The 24,232-nt window shown below is 36.7% G+C and carries 21 protein-coding genes and 1 other RNA gene; 20 read left to right on the top strand and 2 right to left on the bottom strand.

Annotated features, from left to right (window positions below; genetic code table 11):
• Positions 1 to 202: 202 nt before the first annotated feature.
• From IGJ11_RS10715 to IGJ11_RS10645, 15 genes are all read left to right on the top strand, one after another.
• On the top strand, positions 203 to 1,948 hold the full coding sequence (locus tag IGJ11_RS10715) for a fibronectin type III domain-containing protein (protein WP_438772546.1): 1,746 nt from the start codon (positions 203 to 205) through the stop codon (positions 1,946 to 1,948).
• A gap of 562 nt (positions 1,949 to 2,510) precedes the next feature.
• Positions 2,511 to 3,530 (top strand): NAD(P)H-dependent glycerol-3-phosphate dehydrogenase, encoded by a 1,020-nt coding sequence (locus tag IGJ11_RS10710; protein ID WP_094940103.1) that lies wholly within the window; start codon positions 2,511 to 2,513, stop codon positions 3,528 to 3,530.
• A 31-nt stretch (positions 3,531 to 3,561) separates the two neighbouring features.
• Positions 3,562 to 4,431: a UTP--glucose-1-phosphate uridylyltransferase GalU gene (gene galU / locus IGJ11_RS10705; RefSeq protein ID WP_034700586.1), complete on the top strand. Its 870-nt coding sequence runs from the start codon at positions 3,562 to 3,564 to the stop codon at positions 4,429 to 4,431.
• Between the two features lie 169 nt (positions 4,432 to 4,600).
• Positions 4,601 to 4,957: a hypothetical protein gene (locus IGJ11_RS10700; protein ID WP_010720747.1), complete on the top strand. Its 357-nt coding sequence runs from the start codon at positions 4,601 to 4,603 to the stop codon at positions 4,955 to 4,957.
• A gap of 780 nt (positions 4,958 to 5,737) precedes the next feature.
• Positions 5,738 to 6,337 (top strand): SIS domain-containing protein, encoded by a 600-nt coding sequence (locus IGJ11_RS10695; RefSeq protein ID WP_010737187.1) that lies wholly within the window; start codon positions 5,738 to 5,740, stop codon positions 6,335 to 6,337.
• Positions 6,338 to 7,017: 680 nt separating this feature from the next.
• A complete protein-coding gene (gene yfcC, locus IGJ11_RS10690; protein ID WP_010720745.1) occupies positions 7,018 to 8,757 on the top strand; it encodes a putative basic amino acid antiporter YfcC in 1,740 nt (579 codons plus the stop codon).
• A gap of 235 nt (positions 8,758 to 8,992) precedes the next feature.
• Positions 8,993 to 10,177, top strand: a complete 1,185-nt coding sequence (iadA, locus tag IGJ11_RS10685; protein WP_034700585.1) for a beta-aspartyl-peptidase — start codon at positions 8,993 to 8,995, stop codon at positions 10,175 to 10,177.
• Between the two features lie 88 nt (positions 10,178 to 10,265).
• Entirely contained in the window at positions 10,266 to 10,490 is a 225-nt protein-coding gene (locus tag IGJ11_RS10680; protein WP_010720743.1) for a CsbD family protein, read from the top strand.
• 758 nt (positions 10,491 to 11,248) lie between these two features.
• The gene (locus IGJ11_RS10675; protein WP_010720742.1) at positions 11,249 to 12,928 is read left to right on the top strand and encodes a ribonuclease J; all 1,680 of its coding nucleotides are present in this window, start codon (positions 11,249 to 11,251) and stop codon (positions 12,926 to 12,928) included.
• Between the two features lie 154 nt (positions 12,929 to 13,082).
• Positions 13,083 to 13,556, top strand: a complete 474-nt coding sequence (locus IGJ11_RS10670; RefSeq protein WP_010720741.1) for a YbaK/EbsC family protein — start codon at positions 13,083 to 13,085, stop codon at positions 13,554 to 13,556.
• A 153-nt stretch (positions 13,557 to 13,709) separates the two neighbouring features.
• Entirely contained in the window at positions 13,710 to 14,390 is a 681-nt protein-coding gene (locus IGJ11_RS10665) for a metal-dependent hydrolase (protein WP_010720740.1), read from the top strand.
• Positions 14,391 to 14,399: 9 nt separating this feature from the next.
• The gene (locus IGJ11_RS10660; RefSeq protein ID WP_207431627.1) at positions 14,400 to 15,731 is read left to right on the top strand and encodes a DRTGG domain-containing protein; all 1,332 of its coding nucleotides are present in this window, start codon (positions 14,400 to 14,402) and stop codon (positions 15,729 to 15,731) included.
• A 14-nt stretch (positions 15,732 to 15,745) separates the two neighbouring features.
• The gene (locus IGJ11_RS10655) at positions 15,746 to 16,696 is read left to right on the top strand and encodes a DHH family phosphoesterase (RefSeq protein WP_207431629.1); all 951 of its coding nucleotides are present in this window, start codon (positions 15,746 to 15,748) and stop codon (positions 16,694 to 16,696) included.
• A 140-nt stretch (positions 16,697 to 16,836) separates the two neighbouring features.
• Positions 16,837 to 17,169, top strand: coding sequence for a zinc ribbon domain-containing protein YjdM (locus IGJ11_RS10650; protein WP_010720737.1), 333 nt, complete (start codon positions 16,837 to 16,839; stop codon positions 17,167 to 17,169).
• A 77-nt stretch (positions 17,170 to 17,246) separates the two neighbouring features.
• Positions 17,247 to 17,954: a zinc metallopeptidase gene (locus tag IGJ11_RS10645; protein ID WP_010720736.1), complete on the top strand. Its 708-nt coding sequence runs from the start codon at positions 17,247 to 17,249 to the stop codon at positions 17,952 to 17,954.
• Positions 17,955 to 18,155: 201 nt separating this feature from the next.
• Here the strand turns inward: IGJ11_RS10645 and IGJ11_RS10640 are convergent, their stop codons facing one another.
• A complete protein-coding gene (locus IGJ11_RS10640) occupies positions 18,156 to 19,619 on the bottom strand; it encodes a helix-turn-helix domain-containing protein (protein ID WP_010737192.1) in 1,464 nt (487 codons plus the stop codon).
• A 444-nt stretch (positions 19,620 to 20,063) separates the two neighbouring features.
• Here IGJ11_RS10640 and IGJ11_RS10635 point away from each other — a divergent pair, with 444 nt between their 5' ends.
• Positions 20,064 to 20,606, top strand: a complete 543-nt coding sequence (locus tag IGJ11_RS10635; RefSeq protein WP_010720734.1) for a hypothetical protein — start codon at positions 20,064 to 20,066, stop codon at positions 20,604 to 20,606.
• Between the two features lie 159 nt (positions 20,607 to 20,765).
• On the top strand, positions 20,766 to 21,101 hold the full coding sequence (locus tag IGJ11_RS10630) for a hypothetical protein (protein WP_010737193.1): 336 nt from the start codon (positions 20,766 to 20,768) through the stop codon (positions 21,099 to 21,101).
• A gap of 106 nt (positions 21,102 to 21,207) precedes the next feature.
• Here IGJ11_RS10630 and IGJ11_RS10625 read toward each other — a convergent pair whose 3' ends face one another.
• Positions 21,208 to 22,068: a helix-turn-helix domain-containing protein gene (locus IGJ11_RS10625; protein ID WP_010720732.1), complete on the bottom strand. Its 861-nt coding sequence runs from the start codon at positions 22,066 to 22,068 to the stop codon at positions 21,208 to 21,210.
• 108 nt (positions 22,069 to 22,176) lie between these two features.
• Between IGJ11_RS10625 and tadA the strand changes: the two genes are divergently transcribed.
• The 3 genes from tadA (at position 22,177) to IGJ11_RS10610 (ending at position 23,445) form a co-directional block, all read left to right on the top strand.
• A complete protein-coding gene (gene tadA / locus IGJ11_RS10620; RefSeq protein ID WP_010720731.1) occupies positions 22,177 to 22,668 on the top strand; it encodes a tRNA adenosine(34) deaminase TadA in 492 nt (163 codons plus the stop codon).
• 40 nt (positions 22,669 to 22,708) lie between these two features.
• An RNA gene (ffs, locus tag IGJ11_RS10615) (signal recognition particle sRNA small type) lies at positions 22,709 to 22,793 on the top strand.
• A gap of 205 nt (positions 22,794 to 22,998) precedes the next feature.
• Entirely contained in the window at positions 22,999 to 23,445 is a 447-nt protein-coding gene (locus tag IGJ11_RS10610) for a type II toxin-antitoxin system HicB family antitoxin (protein WP_010720730.1), read from the top strand.
• Positions 23,446 to 24,232 lie beyond the last annotated feature (787 nt).

The following is a 24,232-nucleotide window of genomic DNA, read 5'->3' as shown; positions in this document are numbered from 1 at the left end:
GTGTTTTTTTATATATATTGTAGATGTTTTTTTAAATATATCACAAATGTAATAAAATTTAAATAAAGCGTCATTTTTGCGCGCTTTTAAAGAAAAAGTGCGTAATCGATTATTTGGGTGTTGCAATACTATGCAAATAATTGTAATCGTTTTAATTGGTGGTGTAATATGTTATGTAATAAAGAATAATGGAGGCGGTTTGATGAAGAAAAAACTAGTATTATTTTCTGTAGGCGTGTTTAGTGCAATAGTAAGTGGAGGTACGACGGTTTTTGCAGCTGATGCAGCAGACACGATGCCTGACCTCGCGAATAAACAAATTGCAGTCGGATACTATCATAACTGGCAAGCGGAACAAGGCGCAGGCTATCAAGGAGGTCGTCCAGCCGACATTGATTTGGCCAAAATAAATCCTTTTTACAATGTAGTGACGGTTTCGTTTATGAAAGGAGAAGGGATTCCTACTTTTAAACCTTATAATATGACGGATCAGGCCTTTCGTGAAAAAGTAGCAACATTGAATGCGCAAGGGCGAGCAGTCATTATTTCTCTAGGAGGAGCAGATTCACATATTGAATTACATCGTGGCCAGGAACAAGCTTTTGCGAATGAAATCATTCGGTTAGTAGAAGTATATGGCTTTGATGGATTAGATATTGATTTGGAACAAACTGCGGTGGCTGCTGGGGATAATCAAACAGTCATTCCGGCGGCATTAAAAATCGTTCGTGAGCATTACAAGAAAGAAAACAAACATTTTATTATCTCAATGGCGCCTGAATTTCCATACTTAAGAACAAATGGGGCATATGTACCATACATTACAGCTTTACAAAATGAATATGACTTTATTGCCCCTCAATTGTATAATCAAGTGTATAATCAAGCAGGCGATGGGATCAGTGTTGGGACGGAATGGATTGCCCAAAACAATGACAATAAAAAGTATGAATTTTTGTACGGGATTTCAAAATCATTTAATGAAGGAAGCGGTGGCTTTATCCAAATTCCTGCAAGTAAACTAGCATTAGGGATCCCAGCTAACGAAGATGCCGCAGCGAATGGCTATGTTAAAGATCCTTCAAAGGTCTACCAAGTGTTTGAACAAATGACAAAAGATCAAACGCCATTAAAAGGAATCATGACATGGAGTGTCAACTGGGACGAGGGCAGAAATAAAGCTGGGATTGCCTATAATCAGTCGTTTGCGAATGCTTATCAAGGATTGTTCAAAGAGCAAGTACCAGATACTGAGAAACCTTCTAAACCAGAAAATTTAAAAGGAACTGCAACGCAATCAAGCATTTCATTAAGCTGGTCAGCTTCTACTGATAATGTGCGTGTTTCTCATTATAATGTTTATCAAAACAAACAACTCATTGGCACTAGTAACACAACCAATTATACGGTGAGCAATTTATCCCCAGACACAACCTATTCATTTACGGTTGAAGCAGTCGATACATCAGGAAATCGCTCAACATCGTCTGATGTATTAACGATCAGAACACAAGCTGGTTCACAATTACCAGCCCCTTCGATGCCAACTGGTCTAGTAGTAAAAGGTGTATCGCAAAACTCTGTGACACTCGGTTGGTCTGCAAATGATCCGAAAGAAGAGGTCATCGGCTATGAAATCTATCGAAATGGCGTTCTATTAACAACCTCGATGACACCAGATTTTATAGACAAGGGATTAATGTCTGATACGACATACACTTATCAAATCGCAGCAGTCAATTCTTCTGGTATTTCTAAGAAAAGTCAACAAGTGACAGCGAAAACGACAGCAGATAATCAAGCAGAAGAATGGAAAATTGGGAAATTATATAATATTGGTGATATTGTGACCTATAAAGGAAATCTTTACCGTTGTCGTAACATCCACATGGGACAAATCGGCTGGGAACCTGATGTGGCTTTAGCATTATGGCTGAAGATCAGTTAATAAAGTTAACAAAATAAAAAAAGAGTCAGAGTGCAGTATGTCAGGGCTATTACAATGAGGATGTAATGAGGACATACACATATAAGGCGCACTCTGATTTTTTTACATAAAATTGTCAGAATCAAAATATAAGATAAGCCACGCAACCATTTTACATGCTCTAATCTAAATAGTTATTTTCAGTTGTTCAGGATGAGAGAATAAACAAAAGAAGAAAACACACAGTTCAATCTGAATTCTGGTGTTTTCTTCTTTTATCATTTAGTAACGATCGTACAAAAGTGATGGGACAAACGATGCAACCCATATCGCTGAAATAAAAATAACTGAAACATTAATTAAAATGGCGGTGTAACAGACCACATATTCTAGCCCCCCCTTTCTAGTTGATTCAATGATTATTTATACGATAATTATAACGCTTTGAATGACATAAAATTAAAATGTATCTTAATACAACAATGTCAAGTGTTAAACAAACTGTTAAAACGGGAAAAATAGTTTTCAACATTTAGAGTATCTATACTATAATAGTTACTATCAACTATTTGGAGGAATATCAATGAAACAAAAAATTGCAGTTTTAGGCCCAGGCTCTTGGGGGACTGCTTTAGCGCAAACCTTAGCAGAAAACGGACATGATGTTCGTATTTGGGGAAATGTTCCTGAACAAATCGATGAAATTAATCAGTATCATACAAATAAACAATTTTTACCTAACCTAAAAATTTCCGAAACGATTATCGGTTATAAAGAATTAGCAGAAGCAGTGAAGGATGTCGATGCGGTTTTATTCGTTGTACCAACGAAAGCCATTCGTTCAGTTGCTCAAGAATTGATTGAGAAAATGAATACTAAACCAATCATCATTCATGCAAGTAAAGGGTTAGAGCAAGGAACACATAAACGCATTTCTGAAGTTATTGCTGAAGAGATTCCAGAGGAAAAAAGAAAGGCAATCGTCGTGCTTTCTGGACCAAGCCACGCGGAAGAAGTTGCTGTTCATGATATTACGACCATTACTGCTGCAAGCATTGATCAGCAAGCGGCAATCTATGTGCAAGATCTGTTCATGAATGATTATTTTAGAATTTATACGAATAATGATGTCATCGGAGTTGAAACGGGTGCGGCTTTAAAAAATATCATTGCTATCGGTGCTGGTGCCATCCATGGATTAGGTTTTGGTGATGATGCAAAAGCGGCGATCATGACTCGAGGATTAGCGGAGATTAGCCGTCTAGGAGTGGCAATGGGTGCCAATCCATTGACATTTATTGGCTTGAGTGGTGTAGGTGACTTGATCGTGACTTGTACAAGTGTTCATTCTCGTAACTGGCGAGCAGGAAATTTGCTTGGTCAAGGACATAAATTAGAAGAAGTACTTGAGAATATGGGAATGGTGGTTGAAGGAGTCTCTACCACTAAAGCTGCGGTTGAATTAGCGGAACAACTAGGGGTAGAGATGCCGATCACACAGACAATCTACAATGTATTATATAATGGAGAAGACATCAAACAAGCAGCCAAAGAAATCATGTTGCGAGATGGTAAAATAGAGAATGAATTTTCATTAAGCTAAGGGCTTATATTGAAATGAAAGGACGGGGTGTATGAAAGTTAAGAAAGCAATCATACCTGCAGGTGGTTTAGGCACGCGTTTTTTACCTGCGACAAAAGCAATGGCTAAAGAAATGCTTCCTATTGTTGACAAACCAACGATCCAATTCATTGTTGAAGAAGCGTTAAAATCTGGGATTGAAGATATTTTAATTGTTACTGGGAAAGAAAAACGTCCGATCGAAGATCATTTTGATGCTAACCTTGAATTGGAATTAAATCTGCGTGAGAAGGGAAAACTCGATTTATTAAGTACCATCAAGGAAACGGAAGCTGTTAATCTTCATTTTATCCGACAATCTTACCCTAAAGGATTAGGGCATGCAGTTCTTCAGGCCAAAGCATTTGTAGGAGATGAACCATTTGTTGTCATGTTAGGGGACGACTTGATGGTGGATCAAGTCCCTTTGACAAAACAGCTAATGATGGACTTCGAGGAAACTCATTCATCAACGATTGCAGTGATGGAAGTTTTGCCAGAAGATACAGGGAAATATGGAATCATTGATCCTGGAGAGGAAGAAAAAACTGGGTTATATCGAGTAAGAAAAATGGTAGAAAAACCTACTCCTCAAGAGGCGCCTAGTAACCTTGCCATTATTGGACGCTATTTATTAACACCAGACATTTTTCCAATACTCGAAACGCAAACACCAGGTGCGGGCAATGAGATCCAATTAACGGATGCGATTGATACATTAAACCGCCATCAAAAAGTCTATGCAAGAAATTTTAAAGGGCGTCGATATGATGTTGGTGATAAATATGGTTACATGCGAACCAATATTGATTATGGGTTACAACATCCAGAAATCGGCGCTGCCCTTAAAGAGTATCTGATACAACTTAGTAAAGAGTTATAATTTCTAAACTAAGGTACTTTTACTTGGTCTTATCTAGTTCGTTGCTTAAATTTTAGTAAAATACTTTTTGTTAGCTATTAAAATAAACGTCATTTTTCTTATTATGTAGTAATATAAAAGAGTTATGGCAAAATTGACTTTTAAATACAGAAAAGGTGTGTAGCTTTGTATGGGAAAATTGATTACAATCGGTCAAACACTTCTTGATGGATTGAAATGGCTGATGGAAGGAAATAACTGGTTGTTTTTGACTCCATTGGTGCTAATTTGTGGATATGTTTTCATTCAAATGGCTAGAAAAAAAGAGAAATTATTGATTTTTATCTGGTATTTAGCAACAATTTCTATTTTAAGTGTTATGCTTGAACTTGCTTTAGGTGCGTGGGAAGCTATGATTTTTGCTTTGATATTTATCATAGGTTATTTCATCATCTTTATCCCTTATTTCTTTAGAGGCGTTCATATCGGCAAAAAAGGCAGACACACGGCTTCTCATCGCAGAACAAAACGATCAGATAAACGCTAAAAGCAGTGAGTTAAGAAAGTTGATCCATGTAGCTTGCAACTACGGTAATTGCTCGCTTGAGTTTTTCGTTAGAACAAAGCAATCGCTGGTTAAATCCATTTTATTTGGATGAGCGGTTGCTTTTTTGTCTGGCTTTAGGGTCTGAGTATGCCGTTTAAGGAATGAGAGCTAGTAAAAAGCAGTAGGGGAGAGTCATCTTGGTAGGCTAAACAAAAAAATGATCATGACATGTTTAATTGTGGACGGCAAATTTATTTATTTAAGTAGATATTGGCTGTTATCATTGTTAAAAAATAAATCTAAAAACAAGAATCCTATCGTGATAGGATTCTTGTTCAGTTAAAAAAGTTGATTTATATGTCAAGAAAACAGACCATGGTTTTTTTATTTTTTCGGACTTGCACTTGTCTGATAGATTACTTAAAATGATTGAAGATAGAAACAGCAGAATAAAAAAAGGCTCCCTAATAGTTAGCGGCAACTAACTATCAGGGAATGACCAGTCACACGTATACACCCTGACCGATCATTTGCCATAGTCAATGCAAGGCATCGACCGTATTTATTGTACCTAATTTCTGGGGAGATTTCTACCCTTGTGTCGGTTTTTCGATGGTCGGTAGCTCGTTTATTTACTATGTCAAGGTATTGGGCAGTATGCTCAATGCCTTTTTTTATCTTTCATTTTCAAGCAAAAGGTTGATACGTCTTAACTGATTTCTTTTTTTATGTTTTAGCGCACTTGCTGTTTTTGTTGTGAAATTAAAGGTGGAGAAATAAATGAGTTTACGCTATTTTGATTATTATCAGCAACTAGAAAAGAAATTAAGAATCGAAGAACCCTTGATGGTTCAAGCTGCTTCTTTAATTGCTCGTCAAGTTTCATTAGGTGGACGTTTACAAATCTTTGCTAGTCGTACACTAAGCGGGATAGCATTTGAGTTTTGGGAGCATTTACCTGAAATGATACCGGGCAAGTTAATTGAAAATCCGGCAAATGGGATATATGAAACTTTGGAAGGAACAGGAAAAGCGATCATTGATCAGCTCTCTGTCAAACAAGCAGATATTTTTCTACTTCTTTCCAATGAAGGCAGGGATCCAAGTATTGTGGAGTTAGCTCAATGGATCAAGTCAAATGGTCATTTACTGATTATTGTTACTGGATTTGATCTCTCGCGAAGTATCAAATCACAACACAGCAATGGGTTGCGACTGTTTGAATTTGCTGACCTAGTATTGGATAACCATGCACAAATGAATGATACCGCTTTATCATTGTCAGAAGTTGAGCTTGCTCTTTGTGATAGTTCCTCTATCGCTACCATATTACTATTGCAGCAAACCCTATATTTTACAGTCTGCCAGCTGATTCGTTAGGGAACTTAAAAATAGAATGAATGGAAACATTGCCTTGAAGTAGATGAAAAAGGGACACTTTTGAATAAAACTAGGAACATTCGGCGATTTCTAAGTGTTAGTGTAAAAAGTAGAGCAAGGTAACCTCTTTTTTCAATAGTTAAAACAAGCAAAATATCACAAAGAAGAGACAAAAAAGAATTCACTTGAATTCTTTTTTGTCTCTTAATACACGTTGATGAAAGAGTCTTCCCCAAAACTCTTTACATTGCAATTATAGTACATTAGTTATGATTATTGCAATGAAGATTGTTTATAGATTAAAAAAAGTCTGAAGCAGCTATTTTTTCTAATACACTATCTGTTTTTTTATTCGTTTTTTTTCGGATAAATAATGAATAAAAAATTCTATTTATATCGAATGTTGAAAAAATATACATATTTTAAAAATGATAAAATATAATTGGTTTTTCTTCATAAATAATAAAACAAGTAAAGATATCATATGAAACTAATTGATTATATCCTTGCATCACAAAATACAAGAGAATTATTTAACTTTTTTTGGTTGCTTTTAACAAAAATAAAAAAGATTGCTTTAATAGATAATTAATGTGTTTAGTGTTTTTTTGCTGTATAATCTAATCTGATATTGATTGTTTTATTCATAAAAATTTAAAGATAGAAAGGAAGACTTCATAGTGAAGAAGCAAGTGTCTTCGGGGAAATCCAAACGGGATCTCACAAAAATGACGACACCCCATACTTATGTCATCATTTTTGGAGTGGTCATCCTTGCTTGGTTGCTGACATTTATTGTACCAGCAGGAAAATTTAGTACACAAGATATCGAATACCAAGATGCAAATGGAGAAACAAGTACGCGAACTGTATTACGCCAAGATTCATTTCGTTATGCTTATGCCTTGGATCGCTCCTATGTATTTGATCAATTAGAGAAGTTACAAAATGATCCGACGGAAAGAGAGAAATTAAAAGTCCCTGAAAAAGGGTTAGAAGAAGTGATTTCTGAAGGTGAAAAGAAATTAACGCAAGAAAAGTTAGATGAAATCTCTTTAACAGATGATGTACTTTATGACCAATTTGGCGAACGCATTTATGATACTTCAAAAAAACTCCATAAAACGGCTCGAGTATGGGGGACCGATGATTTTGGTGGTTTCGGATTTTTGAATTTTGTCTTTGAAGGGTTAGTTTCAGGAGACAAGTATGGATCGGCTGTCGGAATCGCTGCACTTATTTTAGTTGTTGGTGGTGCTTTTGGAATTATCATGCGCACCGGGGCAATTGATGCAGGGATCTATGCTTTCATCAGTAAGACAAGGGGACTGGAGCGTTTAGCCTTACCGCTATTATTTTTTGCTTTTTCATTCGGTGGCGCGACATTCGGCATGGCAGAGGAAGTCATTCCTTTTTCTATGGTGATGGTCCCATTTGTGATAGCTCTTGGTTATGACTCGATCGTTGCAGTAACAGTCACGTATGTCGCCTCTCAAGTCGGAAATGCGACTTCCTGGATGAGTCCGTTTAGTGTAGCAGTTGCTCAAGGGATCGCTGGCATTCCAGTGTTATCGGGTGCGACGTTCCGATTGATCATGTGGGTCGTTATCACAGCGTTATCTGCTGGCTATTTGATGATTTATGGGGAGAAAATCCGTAAAAACCCTGAAAGCTCATTGACGTATAAATCAGATGATTATTTCAGAAGTCATTTGAAAAAAACAACCGACGAGAAAAAAGCGTTTATGTTGGGACACAAATTGATTTTACTTGAAATGCTCATCGTATTGGTTTGGATCGTTTGGGGTGTTACGCAAGAAGGGTATTATATCCCAGAAATTGCTTCACAATTTTTTGTTATGGGATTAGTCGCAGGGATCATTGCAGTAATCTTCAAATTGGATGGCATGCGGATCAATGATATTGCCTCTTCTTTCCAATCGGGTGCTGCTGATCTAGCTGGAACAGCAATCGTTGTAGGGATGGCAAAAGGGATCTTATTAGTATTAGGTGGCTCAGATGCTTCTGTTCCTTCTGCTTTAAACACCATTCTACATGGTATCGGTACAGCTTTAGCAGGAGTACCAGCGGCTATCGGAGCGTGGGCAATGTATATTTTCCAAAGCCTGTTTAATTTAGTCGTGACATCCAATTCTGGTCAAGCGGCGTTAACGATGCCAATCATGGCACCACTTGCTGACTTAGTAGGGGTCTCTCGTCAAGTAGCTGTATTAGCTTATCAATTAGGCGCTGGATTTATGGATGCCTTTACCCCTGTATCAGCTAGTTTGATTGGTGTCTTAGGTGTTGCACGTATCGAGTGGGCAAAATGGGCAAGATTCCAAATCAAAATGCAAGGATTCTTTTTTGTCCTAGGTACTATCTTTATCATGATTGCGATAGCAATCGGCTTACAATAGCGAAGCAATAAAGTTAAGGCTAGTGAAGAATCCACGAATCGTGTTTTTTCTGATGACAGAGGAACTCGATGCTTTTTCAAACTTACTAGCCAAAAAGTTGACTTATAGAAAGCAAGCCGAAGAGACTGAAAATAGTTTATCTTATTTTCATTATTCTTCGGCTTTTTTATAATAAAAATAGTTACTTTTGAAACAAAGAAAACCAAAATATCGGTATCAGAAAGGATGAAGTCAAATGAAAATCATTCGTCAAATTGAGGTCTATGCACCAGATTATTTAGGGGTCATGGATGTATTGATTGCCGGGGATAAAATTATTGCGCTTGAAGAAGCGTTGACCGGTGGCTATGCTGAGTTAGAAGTGGAAGAAATTTCCGGTAGTGGGAAAGTGTTGACACCGGGTTTTATTGATTGCCATTTTCACCTTTTAGGTGGAGGTGGAGAGGGCGGTTTTCAAAATCGTACGCCAGAAGTAACTTTAAGTCAATTGACGACAGCGGGTGTAACAACAGTTGTTGGGTGTTTGGGAACAGATGGTGAAGGTCGTGACATGACTGCGCTTATTAGTAAGGCAAAAGGCTTAGAAGCAGAAGGAATCTCAACTTACGTCTATGAAGGTTCTTATCGGTTACCACTCAAAACGGTTACGGATTCAATCATCAAAGATTTTTTGACAATTGATAAAATCATCGGAATTGGCGAAATTGCTGTTTCTGACCATCGATCATCTCAGCCTACATTTGAAGAATTTTCTCGAGCAACTGCTGATGCCCGAGTAGGAGGTATGTTGTCTGGTAAAGCTGGTATCGTCAATGTCCATTTAGGTGGAGGAAAACGTAAACTAGAGTTATTAACAAGGGTAGTTGAGGAAACCGAGATTCCGATTACGCAATTTTTACCTACCCATGCCAACCGCACGCCAGAACTTTTAACAGCTTGTATCGAGTTTGCGAAAAAAGGTGGGACAATTGACTTCACAGCGAGCGAAGATCCTGATTTTTGGGAACGAACAGATGGGGAAGTCCGCTTTAGTAAAGCTTTAAAACAGTTGATCGAAGCTGGCGTTTCCCTTGATCATTTTACAATGTCATCTGATGGACAAGGAAGTTTACCTTACTTTGATGAAAAAAATCACTTTCTTGGTATGGGTGTCGGAAGCGCAAAATCACTACTGGTAGGTATCAAAGAAGCGGTAGAAAAAGAAGAGATTCCACTTGAAGTAGCCTTGCGAGCAATCACAGTCAATCCCGCTCGTGTGTTAAAGCTGGAGCGAAAAGGGACAATCAAAGTAGGGAACGATGCTGATCTATGTATACTTGACAAAGAAACCTTAGCCATCGAAACAGTGATCGCCAAAGGACAAGTAATGGTTGAAAACAAAGAAGTTAAAGTGTGGGGAACCTTTGAAAAAACGATCTAAGAGCATACTGTTTGTCTGTTTTTCAAGTTGATGATACCCTGATAATAGTTAGATAGTTAGAAATGAGAAATTTAAGGGAGGAATTAAGATGGCAGATTTAAAAGGACGTTCTGAAGATGCAAAAGACAAAGTAGTTGGTAAAGGAAAAGAAGCTTACGGTAAAGCAACAGATGATAAAAGCAAAGAAGCTGAAGGAAAAGCACAATCACTTGGTGCTGATATCAAAGAAAAAGCTCGTAATTTAGGTGATGATATCAAAGAAGGCTTTGAAGATGTCAAAGAAAAATTCTCCAAAAAAGATGATAAAAAATAGTTTCTCCAAAAGAGAAGTTTGGTTAAAACTTTGAGAATAATCCTCTGGTTTTGTCCAAAGCGAGTTCTTAAGGAAGATTGATTGTAAAAGACGATAGATTTGGTTTATTGTGTTTTGCACCTCTTATAGTTAGTAAACGAACTTTTGAGGTGCGCCACGATACCAATTCTACCGTCTTTTTTTAGTATGCGTTCCAGCAAATCTATCGATGTACTCTCTCGAATTATGATAAGTATAATTATAAGTCAATGAACTTAATAGAGCTTTGAAGTGATTTGTAGTAAGAAAGCTTTTATTGAGATCGAAAATCCTACTATAGTTATTCCTAAAAATATGGTAAAATAGATGGAGTATGTTTGTAACAGAAGAACGGATAAAAGTAGACAGTTTGTTAAATTGAGACTGTTTTAATCAACGACTTGAGGCAAGATTGGTTGTGCTTTATAAAACCAGGCTTTTTTTCTTGAAAATAGCAGATGCTAGCGATTTATCTAATTTGTTGTATAATGATGGGGAGTAGTCGAATCCATTGCTTTCGACTTTTGTGTTAAAAATAATCGATTCATCGCTTTAATGAAACTTATTCAAAAATGGCAGAAGATAAACAAGAGGACTGTCAATCAGCTGCTTTTTCTTGCTAAGCAATAGAAGAAGTCAGCTAAAATTTTGTGAGTTGCTCATTGAGATGAATCATCTATTTAGTTAAAGAAGAGAATCGATGTCTTTAAACTTGGGCATCATAAGAAGAGGTGAAATTTGTGAGTACCATTAAAATTATCCCTTTAGGCGGCGTACGTGAAAATGGAAAAAATATGTACATCGCTGAAGTGGGAGAAGATATTTTTGTTTTAGACTGTGGTTTAAAATATCCTGAAAACGAATTGTTAGGTATTGATGTAGTCATTCCTGACTTTACGTATCTGGAAGAAAACATTGATCGGGTAGCGGGAGTCTTTTTGACACATGGACATGCAGATGCGATCGGAGCGTTACCTTATTTACTTTCTAAGCTCTCTGTACCAGTATTTGGAACCGAGTTAACGATCGAGCTTGCTAAATTGAGTGTGGGACGAAATGATGCAGCAAAAGGTTTCAAAGATTTCCATGTAGTCGATGAACACACGGAGATTGATTTTGGCGAGACGATCGTCAGCTTTTTCCGAACCACCCACACGATTCCAGACTCAGTCGGGATCAACTTGAAAACCAAAGAGGGCAGTATCGTCTACACAGGCGATTTTAAATTCGATCAGACAGCTATTCCAATGTATCAAACTGATTATGCTCGTTTGGCAGAAATCGGTAAAGAAGGCGTATTGGCATTACTTAGTGAATCAGCGAACGCTGAAAACTCAGTTCCTGTAGCATCAGAGCTGCAGATTGCGGATGAAGTCTTCGATACGATCAAGTATTGGGAAGGTAGAATCATCGTTGCTTGTGTGGCAAGTAATCTGCAACGGGTCCAACAAGTCTTGGATGCAGCCGAAAAGGCACAAAGAAAAGTAGTATTGACAGGGCAAGATTTTGAACGGATCATCCGAACAGCAATGCGTCTGGAAAAACTACAACTTCCGAGTGAAGATTTACTTGTGACCTTGAAGGACATGAAGAAATACAAACCAGAAGAAATCATCATTTTAGAAACTGGACGGATGGGTGAACCAATTAAGTCATTGCAAAAAATGGCCAATAAAACCCACCGTAATATCAAAATCGAAGAAGGCGACTTAGTCTATATCACAACTACTCCAAGTATTGCGATGGAAACGATGGTAGCTAAAACAGAAGATATCATTTATCGTGCAGGTGGTACGGTCAAATTGATCTCTGAGAACATGCGAGTGTCTGGACATGCGAACCCTAACGATCTTCAGTTGATGCTTAATTTGATGAGACCAACTTATTTTATTCCTGTTCAAGGTGAATATCGTGAATTAGCTGCTCATGCTGATTTAGCTCATGCCGTCGGGATCCCTTACAAAAACATTTACATCACAGGACGTGGTGATGTGTTGGAATATAAAAATAAACGAATGAGTGTCGCTGGAACGATCAGTGCTGAAAATGTGATGATCGATGGTTTAGGAATTGGTGATATTGGTAATATTGTGTTACGTGACCGTAAAATCTTGTCAGAAGATGGTATCTTTGTAGCTGTAGTTACTATTAGTCGCCGTGAAAAGAAAATCGTCTCAAAACCACAAATCACATCTCGCGGTTTCGTTTATGTCAAAGCTAGTCGTGATTTGATGAAAGAAAGTGGGACGATGATCGAAGAAATCGTGGAAAAACACTTGGAAAGTAACGACTTTGAGTGGAGTAAATTAAAACAAGACATTCGAGATCAATTAGGACGCTACCTATTTGAACAAACAAAACGTCGTCCAGTGATTTTACCAGTGATCATGGAAGCAACACAACGTAGAGGCAAAAAATAATTGAAACAATAATGGTGTGGAAAAGGTCGTAATCTTTTAAAGAGGTGACTTTTCCATACCATTTTTTGTATCAGTTGAACCAAAGTTCTTGCTCGTTCTTTTTTTTCTATTTTTTTGTAAAATAAAAGAGAAGGAAATGGAAGGAAGATAGTAGATGAAAACAAAAGTAGAAGAATATTTAGAAAAAGAAAGAATTTCTTACGAAGCTCTGACATTTAATCAGACAGAATTGAATGATTTTCAAAAAATACTCAAGCAAAAACAGATTGATCAAAACAGTGTTTGTAAAACATTAGTTTTGAAAGGGGATAAAACAGGTGTAATCATTGCCGTTGTTCCATTGTCGGAACATTTAGATTACAAAAAAACCAGGAAAATTTCTGGTGATCACAAAGTCGGTTTTCCCGGAATGGATTTTGTGATGGCATCTACTGGTTATCCACATGGTGCAAATACACCGATCGGCATTTATCGTAAACACCCAGATTATCTTTTTTTAGTTGATGCATCTTTCAAAGAAAAGCAAATGTTGGTCATGTCAAGTGGCGAAATTGGCAGAAGCATTAAGATCGCTAGAACAGACTTCGAAAAAATAGTTCCTTTTACGTATGCAGAGTTAGTGGAGTAGCGTACTTAGAGTGGTTTGAGCTGATTTGCCACTTGGTACAAACTGTATTATCTGTTACAATGATTACGTATGTACTGTACTATTATTTAGGATTATTCTCTAAATGAAATCGGTTTATTTAATGTATGAAAGAAAGTAAAAGGAGTGAGAAAAGTGAAAATTACTTATCACGGACATTCATGTGTGTCGATCGAAATGAAAAATGGTGAACGCTTGATTATCGACCCGTTTATTACAGGCAATCCGTTAACAGATTTAACAGTGGATAAGGTAGAAGTAGACTGGGTTTTAGTTACTCATGGGCACAACGATCATGTAGGAGACATGGTGCCGATTGCTAAACAAAATGATGCAACGATTATCAGCATTGTTGAGATTACAAATTATGCGGAACAGTTAGGTGCCAAAGGACATGGGATGAATATTGGTGGAAAATATGAATTTCCATTCGGTATCGTAAAATTTGTTCCTGCCCAGCACAGCTCAAGTTATGAGGTAGCTGGCACACCGCTTTATATGGGCGAACCTAGTGGGATTGTGATCCAAGCAGAAGGAAAAACGATCTATCACGCAGGAGATACCGCTGATTTTAGTGATTTGGCTTTACTTGCCGAACAATTTACCATTGACGTTGCCTTTTTACCAATTGGTGATAATTTTACAATGGGACCAGAAGATGCAGCGAGAGCAGCAAAACGGATTGGCGCTAAGCTAGTCGTTCCTATCCATTACAATACATTTCCTGTTATCCAACAAGATCCTCAACTATTTATTGAGAAGTTGGCAGGGAACGAAGGAAAAATAATGAGCGTTTCTGAAACGCTGGAAGTGTAGGTTAAAGATATGGCGACGAAACATGACTTGATTTTAGAATATATCGAAAGCTTACCGGTTGGAAATCGTATTTCAGTCAGAAGTATAGCAAAAGAATTAAACGTAAGTGAAGGAACGGCCTATCGTGCCATCAAGGATGCTGAAAATATCGGATTAGTTTCAACGATCCAACGTGTCGGAACAATCCGGATTGAGCGGAAATTGAAAAAACATATTGAACGACTGACGTTTGGGGAAGTCGTCAGGATCATTGAAGGAGATGTATTGGGAGGCGCAACAGGATTAGACAAAGTATTGAATAAATTTGTGATCGGTGCGATGACGAAACATGCGATGGAACGCTATATCACACCAGGATCACTGATGATCGTCGGTAACCGCTCGGAAGTTCAAAAATTAGCTTTAGAAGATGGAGCCGCCGTGCTGATTACTGGTGGATTTGACACTACCCCCGAGATTGCTCGCTTAGCAGACGAATTAGCGATGCCGATTCTTCGTACGACTTATGATACCTTTACCGTAGCAACGATGATCAACCGTGCTTTAAGTGATCAATTGATTAAAAAAGACATTATGCTTGTCAGTGATATCTATATGTCAGCAGAAAAGACACACTACCTGCTACAAACAGATACGATCGCCGATTATCAAAAACTATCAGAGGAAACGCACCATTCACGATTTCCAGTAGTGAACCGTCACATGCGCTTGATGGGAATTATTACTGCTAAAGATGTACTTGGTAAAGCAGATACACAAGTAATTGAGCGGGTCATGACAAAAGACCCGCTCAGTGTGAAAAAAACCATGAGTGTTGCTTCTGTCAGCCATCAAATGATTTGGGATGGTTTAGAAGTCATGCCAGTCGTTTCGGATGATTTGACACTTGAAGGGCTGATTACTCGGCAAGATGTGATGAAAGCCATGCAGTTAGTTCAGCGACAACCGCAAATTGCAGATACGATCTCTGACCAAATCTCAGGAGGAATCCAAACGATCGATCGAGACCGAGACGGGAATCTTTTGGCAAATCCAAAGTTTAAATTTGTGGTTACCCCTCAAATGGTCAATGGGGTCGGTACGATTTCATTTGGTGTATTAAGTGAGATCCTTTCTGATGTTGCACAAAAAACCATGGTATTAAATCAACGCAGAAATATCATGATCGAACAGATGAGTCTCCATTATCTACGTTTAATCCAACTTGAAAGCGAATTGGATATTCGTCCGAGAGTGCTTGAAATTGGTCGGAGATCAGCCAAACTAGACATTGAAGTATATATCGAAAATACGATCGTTTCCAAGGCAATCGTTGTTTGCCAAGTAATGGAACGTTCATAGAAAGCAGGGAAATAATGACTGTCCAATCTGAAATTTTAGCAGAAATAAAAACATATGATCGAATCATCATCCATCGACATCAACGTCCTGACCCAGATGCTTTAGGTTCTCAAGTAGGTTTAGCAGAGATTTTAAGAGCAACGTTTTCTCAAAAAGAAATTTACCAAGTCGGGGAAACTGTGGAGGGCTTGCGCTTTTTAGCAGAAATGCAAATAGTTGATGATCAAGTGTATGAAGGAGCTTTGGTCATCGTCACTGATACAGCAAATGCACCTAGAATCAGTGATGATCGTTTTAAGTTAGGTGAGAAATTAATAAAAATTGATCATCATCCAAATGATGAACCGTATGGTGATCTGGTCTGGGTCGATACGAAAGCCAGCAGTTGTAGTGAGATGATTACGGAGTTTGCCCTCATGTTTCCAAATGAGTTAACGTTGAATACCAGTGCAGCGCGTTTGCTTTATGCTGGGATTGTAGGAGATACAGGACGCTTCCTATATCCAGCTACAACCGCCAGGACGTTGGAAATTGCAGCAGATTTAAGACGTTATCCTTTTGATGCCAGTGCATTGAATCGTGAAATTGAACAAATGCCGATGAAAGTTGCTAAACTTTCAGGTTATTTATACCAAAATATCCAGGTTGATGAAAATGGCGCAGGAAAAGTGATTTTATCACAAGAACTCCTTTCGCAATACGGAATTGATGATTCTGAAACAGCAGCTGTTGTTTCCTTGCCTGGTGTCATTGATGAGGTATTAGCTTGGGGAATCTTTGTGCAACAACCTGAAGGATATTACCGTGTACGGTTACGTTCGAAAGGCCCGATCATTAATGAATTAGCGAAAAAGCATCATGGTGGTGGCCACCCGCTCGCAAGTGGCGCAAGTGCGAAAGATTTAGCGGAAGTGGCAGAAATTTATGACGAAATCAAAGAGATTTGTCATGCGTATCAAAGATAGTAACTATTTTAGAAGAGAGAGTTGTTCGTTGTAAAAATGATTTTTACTAAACTTTGTTTTAAAAATCACAAGTCTCTCTTTTCAAAAGACACGTTATCCGTTACAATAATGCTCAACGCTATTTTTAAAGGAGAAAGAAGATGACATTACCAAACTGCCCACAATGCGGCTCTGAATACACTTACGAAGATCGAGGATTATTTATTTGTCCTGAATGTGCAAATGAATGGACAAATGAAGAACAGGACCAAGTAGATGGCTTGATCGTTCTTGATGCTAATGGTAATCCTTTGGCAGAAGGCGATAGTGTGACAGTGATCAAAGATTTAAAAGTGAAAGGTGCATCTGGTGCCATCAAACAAGGAACAAAAGTGAAAAATATTCGTCTAGTGGAAGGCGACCATAACATTGATTGTAAAGTCGATGGATTTGGACCGATGAAATTAAAATCAGAATTTGTTAAAAAACTCTAATACACTCAAGGTATTTTCACCTTCTTTTTAGATCACTCATGGTAAAATAAGTTAAAATAAAAAGGAGTGGATTTATCATGTATGGATATGGCATGTATGGCTTTTTTGATCCTACATTTTTGTTAGTGATCATCGGATTAGTTATTTCCGGTATTGCCTCAGCTTATGTGAACAGTACTTTTCGTAAATATGACAAAATCAGAAGTAAGAATAACGTGACGGGTACTCAAGCAGCGCAATACATTTTACAAAGTCAACAAATTAATGATGTCGGTGTCCAACAAATTGCAGGAGATTTGACCGATAATTATAATTCAGGAAATAAAATGTTGAGCTTATCACAAGCAACGGCACAGTCTACTTCGGTAGCTGCAATTGGTGTTGCTGCCCATGAATGTGGGCATGCGGTACAAGATGCTGTTGGTTATGCGCCACTAAAGATTCGTGCCGCACTGGTTCCAGTGGCTAATTTTGGTTCGATGATTTCATTTCCATTGATTTTGATTGGTGTTTTACTGAGCTGGAATGATACATTGATCAACATCGGTATTTTTGCTTTTTCACTTGCGCTTTTGTTTCAGCTAGTTACATTACCAGTCGAATTTAATGCATCCAGACGAGCCATTCAAATTCTAAGCGAAGGTGGTCTTCTGACAGCAGAAGAAGTACCAATGGCTAGACACGTACTCTTTGCCGCAGCATTGACATACGTAGCTGCAGCACTTGCCACTTTCTTACAATTGCTTCGTTTGATCTTATTATTCGGTGGTAATCGTAGAGACTAGTACATGGGACATTATTAAGGTCCTTACTAGCAATGAAAAATCGTAAGTAATTATCGTTAAACCGCTTTGACCTGGTTCAAACGTGATGAGTTGAATAAGATAGGTTTATCTATCAAGATAATAGTTAAGTATAGGACAACAGGTTGTCCTATACTTTTTTGGCTTGTTTCAGCTATTTTCCAGCTTAAGGAAACAAAAGGATTATTTTTGGTGGAGTCTTTGTATCAGATGGAATAAATGGAGCCAAAGTTCATCTTCACGTTCAGGGTCAAGATAAAAGATATCTGCCGTTTGTTGTTGGGTATCGAACCAATCAGTGACGATTAAATCAGCTTCTTCAGGGTTTTCGGTGATTTGTAAAAACTGATGATTAAAAATATTTTTTAATAATTTTTCGATGTGGTAGTTTCCCGAAAAGACCTTGCTTATTTGTAGATGTATCGCTAATTTTTTATTTTCTTCCGATTTTAAAAGTGTATAGATCAGGCGACTAAGATGTTCGTGCAGTAAATTTTGGCTTGGTTGAGAAGTAAACGTGTCAGCGATGATCATTTGTATTTTTTTTAATCGTTGATCCGAGGCATCGATTTTCATATTTTCAGAAGGATAATAAAGTGCATGGAAGTAATCGATTTTTTCTTGGAATAAAAAAATAAACGTCGTCAGCATCATAATCAAATAATGGTAATAATACTTCTTTTCACCAGCAGATATCGAAGGGAATGACTCAGCTATTTTTTTGATCAGAAAAGAAACTTGTCGACAAAGCGAATGATTACTTTTAGAAAACTCATAGCCAAAGAGTGTTTTTTGTTGTTCGGGAATGAGGTTAGGAAAAAAATAGCAAAGTAAAAAATTAAAGTATAGTACTTCATTTTGGACAAGACTTTCAGGCAAGGATTGGGACAATTGTTTTTTCAATTCGCCGCTAAAATCTTTTGTAGAAGTTAAAATTTTCATTGTTTCATAGCTTTCTAAGAGGCTAGCATCTGGTAATTGATGATGAGCAGATCGCATTAAAAAGATTGCCACTAATAAGTAAACTTTTTCTTGTATCTTTGATGTTTTCTTGGTCATCAAAAGCTCATTGGATAAATGAGTATGCTTTACTTGGGAAAGTTTCATATTTGTCAAAGGCCAATCAATCCCCTGAAAAGCATCAGAAAAAAAGAAATACATATAAATTCTAATCGATAATTCATCGCCTTTCAAAATGTAACAATTTTGGCGAGAGATGATTTGCAGATGGAACTTTTTAAGTGATTTGTTTAATTGATTAGTTAGTTTTTCTAAATAAGAAGGAGATATGTACAACTTTTCCAGTAATATTTTTTTTGAAACACGACTGTGTGGCGAATCAAAAAGTAACAATAAAAAATTAAAACGATTTGATTCGCGTAGGAAAAACAATTTTATATAATGAAAGATCGCCATCTTTTCATCTTTATGTTGTGAATCTAATTTCAATTCGCCTTTGGCAGTTGAGTAAATGAATCTAGGAATACTTAGTTGTTGAAAAATAGTCCCGTTTAATTTGCGGATGATTTCTTTGATCGTTCTCTTAGGGATTGATAGAACCTGAGATAATTCACGTAAGGAACATTTATTGGTTTGAACAATGGTATAGAATACTAACAATTCCTTCTTTTTTGCGTCCGTTAACATAAGTTGCTCCTTTTCCTTTTATTTTTTGTCCATGGGAGGACATAAACTGTGAGTGGAAAGAGTTTTTAATGTATGTTATTCTCACATAGTAGTAGTTGTTGTATGTGCATGTTGTTATTTAAATGGTATATAACAATCGTTTATTCTATTGTTGTTTTTTCGCTCATTTTGTCAAGTTATAACAGATTAAATAATCAATTTATATAACAAAAACATTGTTATTTAGCTGATTTTGTTATGTTGGGTTTTGAGTATTGAAGAAAGTTATTAATAAAATAAGCTTCTTGTTGAAATTGTACCTAAATATATTTTTTTGATGTTATGTTGTTATTTTTAATAGGGGATTAGTACTGTCCTCTAAATAATAATGCCTTTAATTTAGAGATGACTAAAAATAATGTCTTTTTAAAAGAAAATGATCAAAAGTGAGAAAGGAAGAATTGTATGAGTAGAGTAACAAATTTTAGCAAAGAGTATTTACTCTTTAAAAGTATGGTATATGCTGAAGAAAATGGCTTATCAAAGATAACAGCTAGGAGTTTAGCTTCTTTTTGTGGCTGTTCCACTTATCCGATTTATGCCCACTTTAAATCAATACGTATATTAAAAGAAAAAATACTTGAAGAAATAACGATCTGTTTTGATCGCTATTTATCAGAATATGTCATTGATGATTTCTTCAGTATCGTCCATCTACTAAAAGAGTTCTTTTCAATCCATGAAAGCATTCGTGGAGTAGTGATTAAGTCTGAGTTAGATATGGCTTCCTTGTTTAAACGTGCGTTTTCAGAATATGTCAAAGAACATACTGGAATCAAAGAGCCTTACTTATTAGAATTACTTTGGCTCAATGCATTAGGCAGTTTGAACTCAGATCGTTCTTCTCATGAATTTTTTGAAACAATGACATTGATTTGGAATAAATTGGCTGAGTTGGAAGAGAACTTGCCTGAAGTATTAACAAATATTGAATATTCCCCTAAGTAAACGGATGAAACGATGCTGAAGTGTCCTTTCATATAGATGATCAGAAAAATTGGTGGCAGCGTTTTATCTTTCGGCGATTTTGAAAGTGAAAAAGGGTAAATAGTTCGTTTATCTTTTTATCTATGCTATGATTAATATAGATAAAAGGAGCTGATAATGATGAAAACATCAACAAAAGTAACAATTGGATTAGGTGTCGCAGCAGCAGCAAGCGTAGCGACAGCAGTAGTTGTTTCGGGAAAAGTCATTGAAAAAATCCATCATTTGACGAACCGGGCAAAAGTAAAAAAGTTCGTTAATGAGACATTTGATGGAAACGAAAAACTACTAGATATCGTTGAACATTTATCGGATAGTGATTTAGATTCTTTGATGGGAATCCTGGCGAAGATCAAGTCAGGCAAAAAGAAAATTTCTGTCTATGGGGATTCTCTAAAAGGATCAACGGAAGATGTGAAAGACCGTTTACTCCATTACGTTGATAAAATCATGTGATGCAACAAAAAAAGTAAAGTTAAAAGTACAAAAAGAGCGAAAGTATTAGAAAATGGAACAAACATTATTGGTTTGTCTCATGAACGAATACTTTCGCTTTTTGTGTTCAATGTGTTTGTTCTTGCAGTAAGAGCAAATGACAAAACAGTAAATCATTTGCTTCTTTTAAGTTGAACCCAGTTTGTTCTTGGAATTTTTCGATTTTGTATTTCAATGTATTTCGATGAAGAAAGAGTGATTTAGCTGTCGAACTAATATTACCTAAATTTTTCCATAACACAGAAATGATCTCTTCCATTTCTGTCCGTTTGACCATCTCCTGATAACTTGCAATTAACTGATTGTTGTTCATTGTTCCTTTTGTATAATGATGTAAAGCCACCTCCGATAATGAGATTGCGCCACCATGTAAAGCAAAGTGCTTTTTTTCTTCAAAAAATATTTTCCGCTCCTCAAAAAACAGTTCTGAAAAATTGGGAGAAGGCAAATGAAATGAGCCAATAAATACTTGGGTAGTGATTTCAAAGTCTGCATCTAATGAAAGAAAAATACCTCTTAGCTCAGAAATTTCTAAATAACTAGGACATTTTTTTTCAATCAGTACAGCATCGGTTTCTGTATAAAAGAAAAAATCTTCTAAGTGGAAAAACATTTCACCGATTGTTTCTTGCCATTGGCGCTTAAGAAATTCTCCTCTTGGATCAATGTGAAATTGAATCATGCGAAAGCTTTCTTCTGCTACTAGCGGTTTATTTTCAAATAGATAATGATACCATGGATGATTATCTTCGACAGTAGCTACAGGGAATAACGCTTTCAAAATATTTGTTTCTTGTGTCGAAATCGTCGATTGATCGATCCATAAAAAATAATCATCAATTGCTAAAGAGAGAATTCCTTTATCGGAAGCAGGGGAATTTTTTTTCTGTGCATTAGGATAAAGTGTTATCAGTTTTGTCAAGTCCATCAAAGTCACCTCATGTTTTATTTTACCATAAGACAAAAAGCTAGTTACAACCTTTTTGACTTATGCTAAAGTTAAGCAAGAAAACGAAAAGTAGGGGATCGATTGGAAATGAAGGAAATCGATAATGAAAAACATGAAAAATGGATGCGTTTAGCCATTGAAGAAGCTCAGAAAGCCCAACAATTAGCGGAAGTACCAATTGGGGCTATTGTTGTTTTAAATGATGAAATCATTGGAAGAGGCTACAATTTAAGAGAAACCACGCAAGACGCAACCACGCATGCGGAAATGATTGCGATCCGTGAAGCTTGTCAAAATGTTGGAAGTTGGCGTTTAGAAGAAGCCCAATTATATGTGACGCTCGAGCCTTGTCCTATGTGTAGCGGTGCGATGATTTTATCTCGAGTCAAAGAAGTATACTTCGGTGCGTATGATCCAAAGGGCGGAACAGCGGGAACATTAATGAATTTGTTGACAGATGAACGCTTTAACCACCAAGCCCATGTAGTAGGAGGCGTTTTGGAAACGGAATGTGGCCAACTTTTAACGGATTTTTTTAGAGAGTTGCGCTTAAGAAAAAAGAAATTAAAAAAAGGCTAGCCAAATAAAAAAAAATCAGGTATACTATTATTTGCCGAAAGGCTAGGACAATGGCGGGCTTGTGAAGCGTGTCAGATCTGGAAGGAAGCAGCACTAAGCAGGATCCGCCATGTGTCTGATTAAAACGAATCTTAAAAGCGTGATAGGTAGTACTTTACTACTTGTTACGTTTTTTTTGTCTAATGAACCAGAGCCTCTTTAGTTTTTTAGGTACTTTATTTGTATTTTATAGAGAAGTAAATAGCTATAGAGAGTATAATTGTTATTGGTAGAAAGATACAGTTTCATACCAATGACCTAAAAATAAATAATCGAAAGAGGTACATATTGATGGTATTAACGTATCCAGCTGTTTTTTATTTAATGACCGATGATAAAGAACCATACTATTTTATACATTTTCCTGATATTGATGGAAACGGAACACAAGCAAATGATATAAACGACGGTATGCAGATGGCTAGTGACTATCTTGGGCTACAATTGTCTTATTATATTGAGGAAGAAAATAAATTGCCGTCTAGCTCAAGTGTAAACAATATTAATGTAGAAAACTATTTCCCTTTTGAGCAGACGAATACATACAATAAAGAGGATTCATTTGTCACGCTTGTTTCAGTTAATATAAAAGAGTATCTGGACATGGAAAAGAGAGAACGTAAAAATGTGTCTATTCCTAAGTGGGCAGATAAATTAGGCAAAGAATTGAAGATCAATTTTTCTGAAACATTGACACATGCGATTTTAAAGAAAGCAGAAGAAGTAAAAAATAATTAAAATAAATGACAAGAAAAAAGCCTGGAATAAAATTTAACTTTAGTCCAAAATATGGATTTTACAAATATTCACAACGAATATTTTGTAAAATTCTTTTTTTGAATAAGCAGAGAACTTGATAAAATGACAGCTCTAAATTTAATAGTGAACGAATAAGTTGGCTTAAGAACAGTGAAAAGTTGAAAGAGGTTGAGACAAAAGTGTTCAGCATCAAGAAATAAGAAGGAATTTCCGAAAATTGACAAGAAACACAAAAACTAGTTTTTGATGTTGATTGTTACCTACTTGGTGATTCTCAAATTCTTGGTAAATTTCGGCAAATTTTCCGAAGATGCTACTTTTGTCTCACCGTGAACAAGAGGTCGTGAAAAGAGTGTTTTGACCTGAGCGCTCACCAAGTAAAAACTGCGACGAGTAATCGCAGGAGCATTAAGGATGGAAATCTCGAAACAGCTTCCCATGTTTTGAGATTTTTTGACTTATCGCCGAAGGTCAGCTCTTTGAACACCGTGAATCAGAGGTCGTGAAAACATCGGGTAGCTCTGATGACAATAAGAAAGAATTTTTTGAAACAGCTTCTCATGTTTTGAAAAATTCAGGCTTATTGTTGAGGAGTTGCTTCTTGAACGCCGTTTATTCGTTTTTAGAGATACTAGAAGAGACTGAGACAACTTTTGTCCCAGTCCCTTTTTTTTGTCACAAATTTTATTATTTTCCAACATATCTAAATGGAAACAAAAATCTTTAGCAAAGTAGTGAAAGGAAGGTCTGACAATGTAAAAAGAAG

It is taken from the genome of Enterococcus sp. DIV0691 (assembly GCF_051711145.1).
GTDB lineage: Bacteria > Bacillota > Bacilli > Lactobacillales > Enterococcaceae > Enterococcus_B > Enterococcus_B hirae.
The sequence above is the reverse complement of the archived record's forward strand: the minus strand, read 5'-3'. Positions and strand labels throughout refer to the sequence as shown.

Excerpts from the sequence above, each read along its gene's own strand:
- IGJ11_RS10680 (WP_010720743.1), top strand. The coding sequence starts at position 10,266 with ATGGCAGATTTAAAAGGACGTTCTGAAGATGCAAAAGACAAAGTAGTT.
- IGJ11_RS10645 (WP_010720736.1), top strand. The coding sequence starts at position 17,247 with ATGTATGGATATGGCATGTATGGCTTTTTTGATCCTACATTTTTGTTA.
- IGJ11_RS10695 (WP_010737187.1), top strand. The coding sequence starts at position 5,738 with ATGAGTTTACGCTATTTTGATTATTATCAGCAACTAGAAAAGAAATTA.
- IGJ11_RS10635 (WP_010720734.1), top strand. The coding sequence starts at position 20,064 with ATGAGTAGAGTAACAAATTTTAGCAAAGAGTATTTACTCTTTAAAAGT.
- IGJ11_RS10710 (WP_094940103.1), top strand. The coding sequence starts at position 2,511 with ATGAAACAAAAAATTGCAGTTTTAGGCCCAGGCTCTTGGGGGACTGCT.
- galU (WP_034700586.1), top strand. The coding sequence starts at position 3,562 with ATGAAAGTTAAGAAAGCAATCATACCTGCAGGTGGTTTAGGCACGCGT.
- tadA (WP_010720731.1), top strand. The coding sequence starts at position 22,177 with ATGAAGGAAATCGATAATGAAAAACATGAAAAATGGATGCGTTTAGCC.
- IGJ11_RS10650 (WP_010720737.1), top strand. The coding sequence starts at position 16,837 with ATGACATTACCAAACTGCCCACAATGCGGCTCTGAATACACTTACGAA.
- IGJ11_RS10715 (WP_438772546.1), top strand. The coding sequence starts at position 203 with ATGAAGAAAAAACTAGTATTATTTTCTGTAGGCGTGTTTAGTGCAATA.
- IGJ11_RS10610 (WP_010720730.1), top strand. The coding sequence starts at position 22,999 with ATGGTATTAACGTATCCAGCTGTTTTTTATTTAATGACCGATGATAAA.
- IGJ11_RS10660 (WP_207431627.1), top strand. The coding sequence starts at position 14,400 with ATGGCGACGAAACATGACTTGATTTTAGAATATATCGAAAGCTTACCG.
- IGJ11_RS10670 (WP_010720741.1), top strand. The coding sequence starts at position 13,083 with ATGAAAACAAAAGTAGAAGAATATTTAGAAAAAGAAAGAATTTCTTAC.
- IGJ11_RS10640 (WP_010737192.1), bottom strand. The coding sequence starts at position 19,619 with ATGTTAACGGACGCAAAAAAGAAGGAATTGTTAGTATTCTATACCATT.
- IGJ11_RS10630 (WP_010737193.1), top strand. The coding sequence starts at position 20,766 with ATGAAAACATCAACAAAAGTAACAATTGGATTAGGTGTCGCAGCAGCA.
- IGJ11_RS10700 (WP_010720747.1), top strand. The coding sequence starts at position 4,601 with ATGGGAAAATTGATTACAATCGGTCAAACACTTCTTGATGGATTGAAA.
- IGJ11_RS10625 (WP_010720732.1), bottom strand. The coding sequence starts at position 22,068 with ATGGACTTGACAAAACTGATAACACTTTATCCTAATGCACAGAAAAAA.
- IGJ11_RS10655 (WP_207431629.1), top strand. The coding sequence starts at position 15,746 with ATGACTGTCCAATCTGAAATTTTAGCAGAAATAAAAACATATGATCGA.
- iadA (WP_034700585.1), top strand. The coding sequence starts at position 8,993 with ATGAAAATCATTCGTCAAATTGAGGTCTATGCACCAGATTATTTAGGG.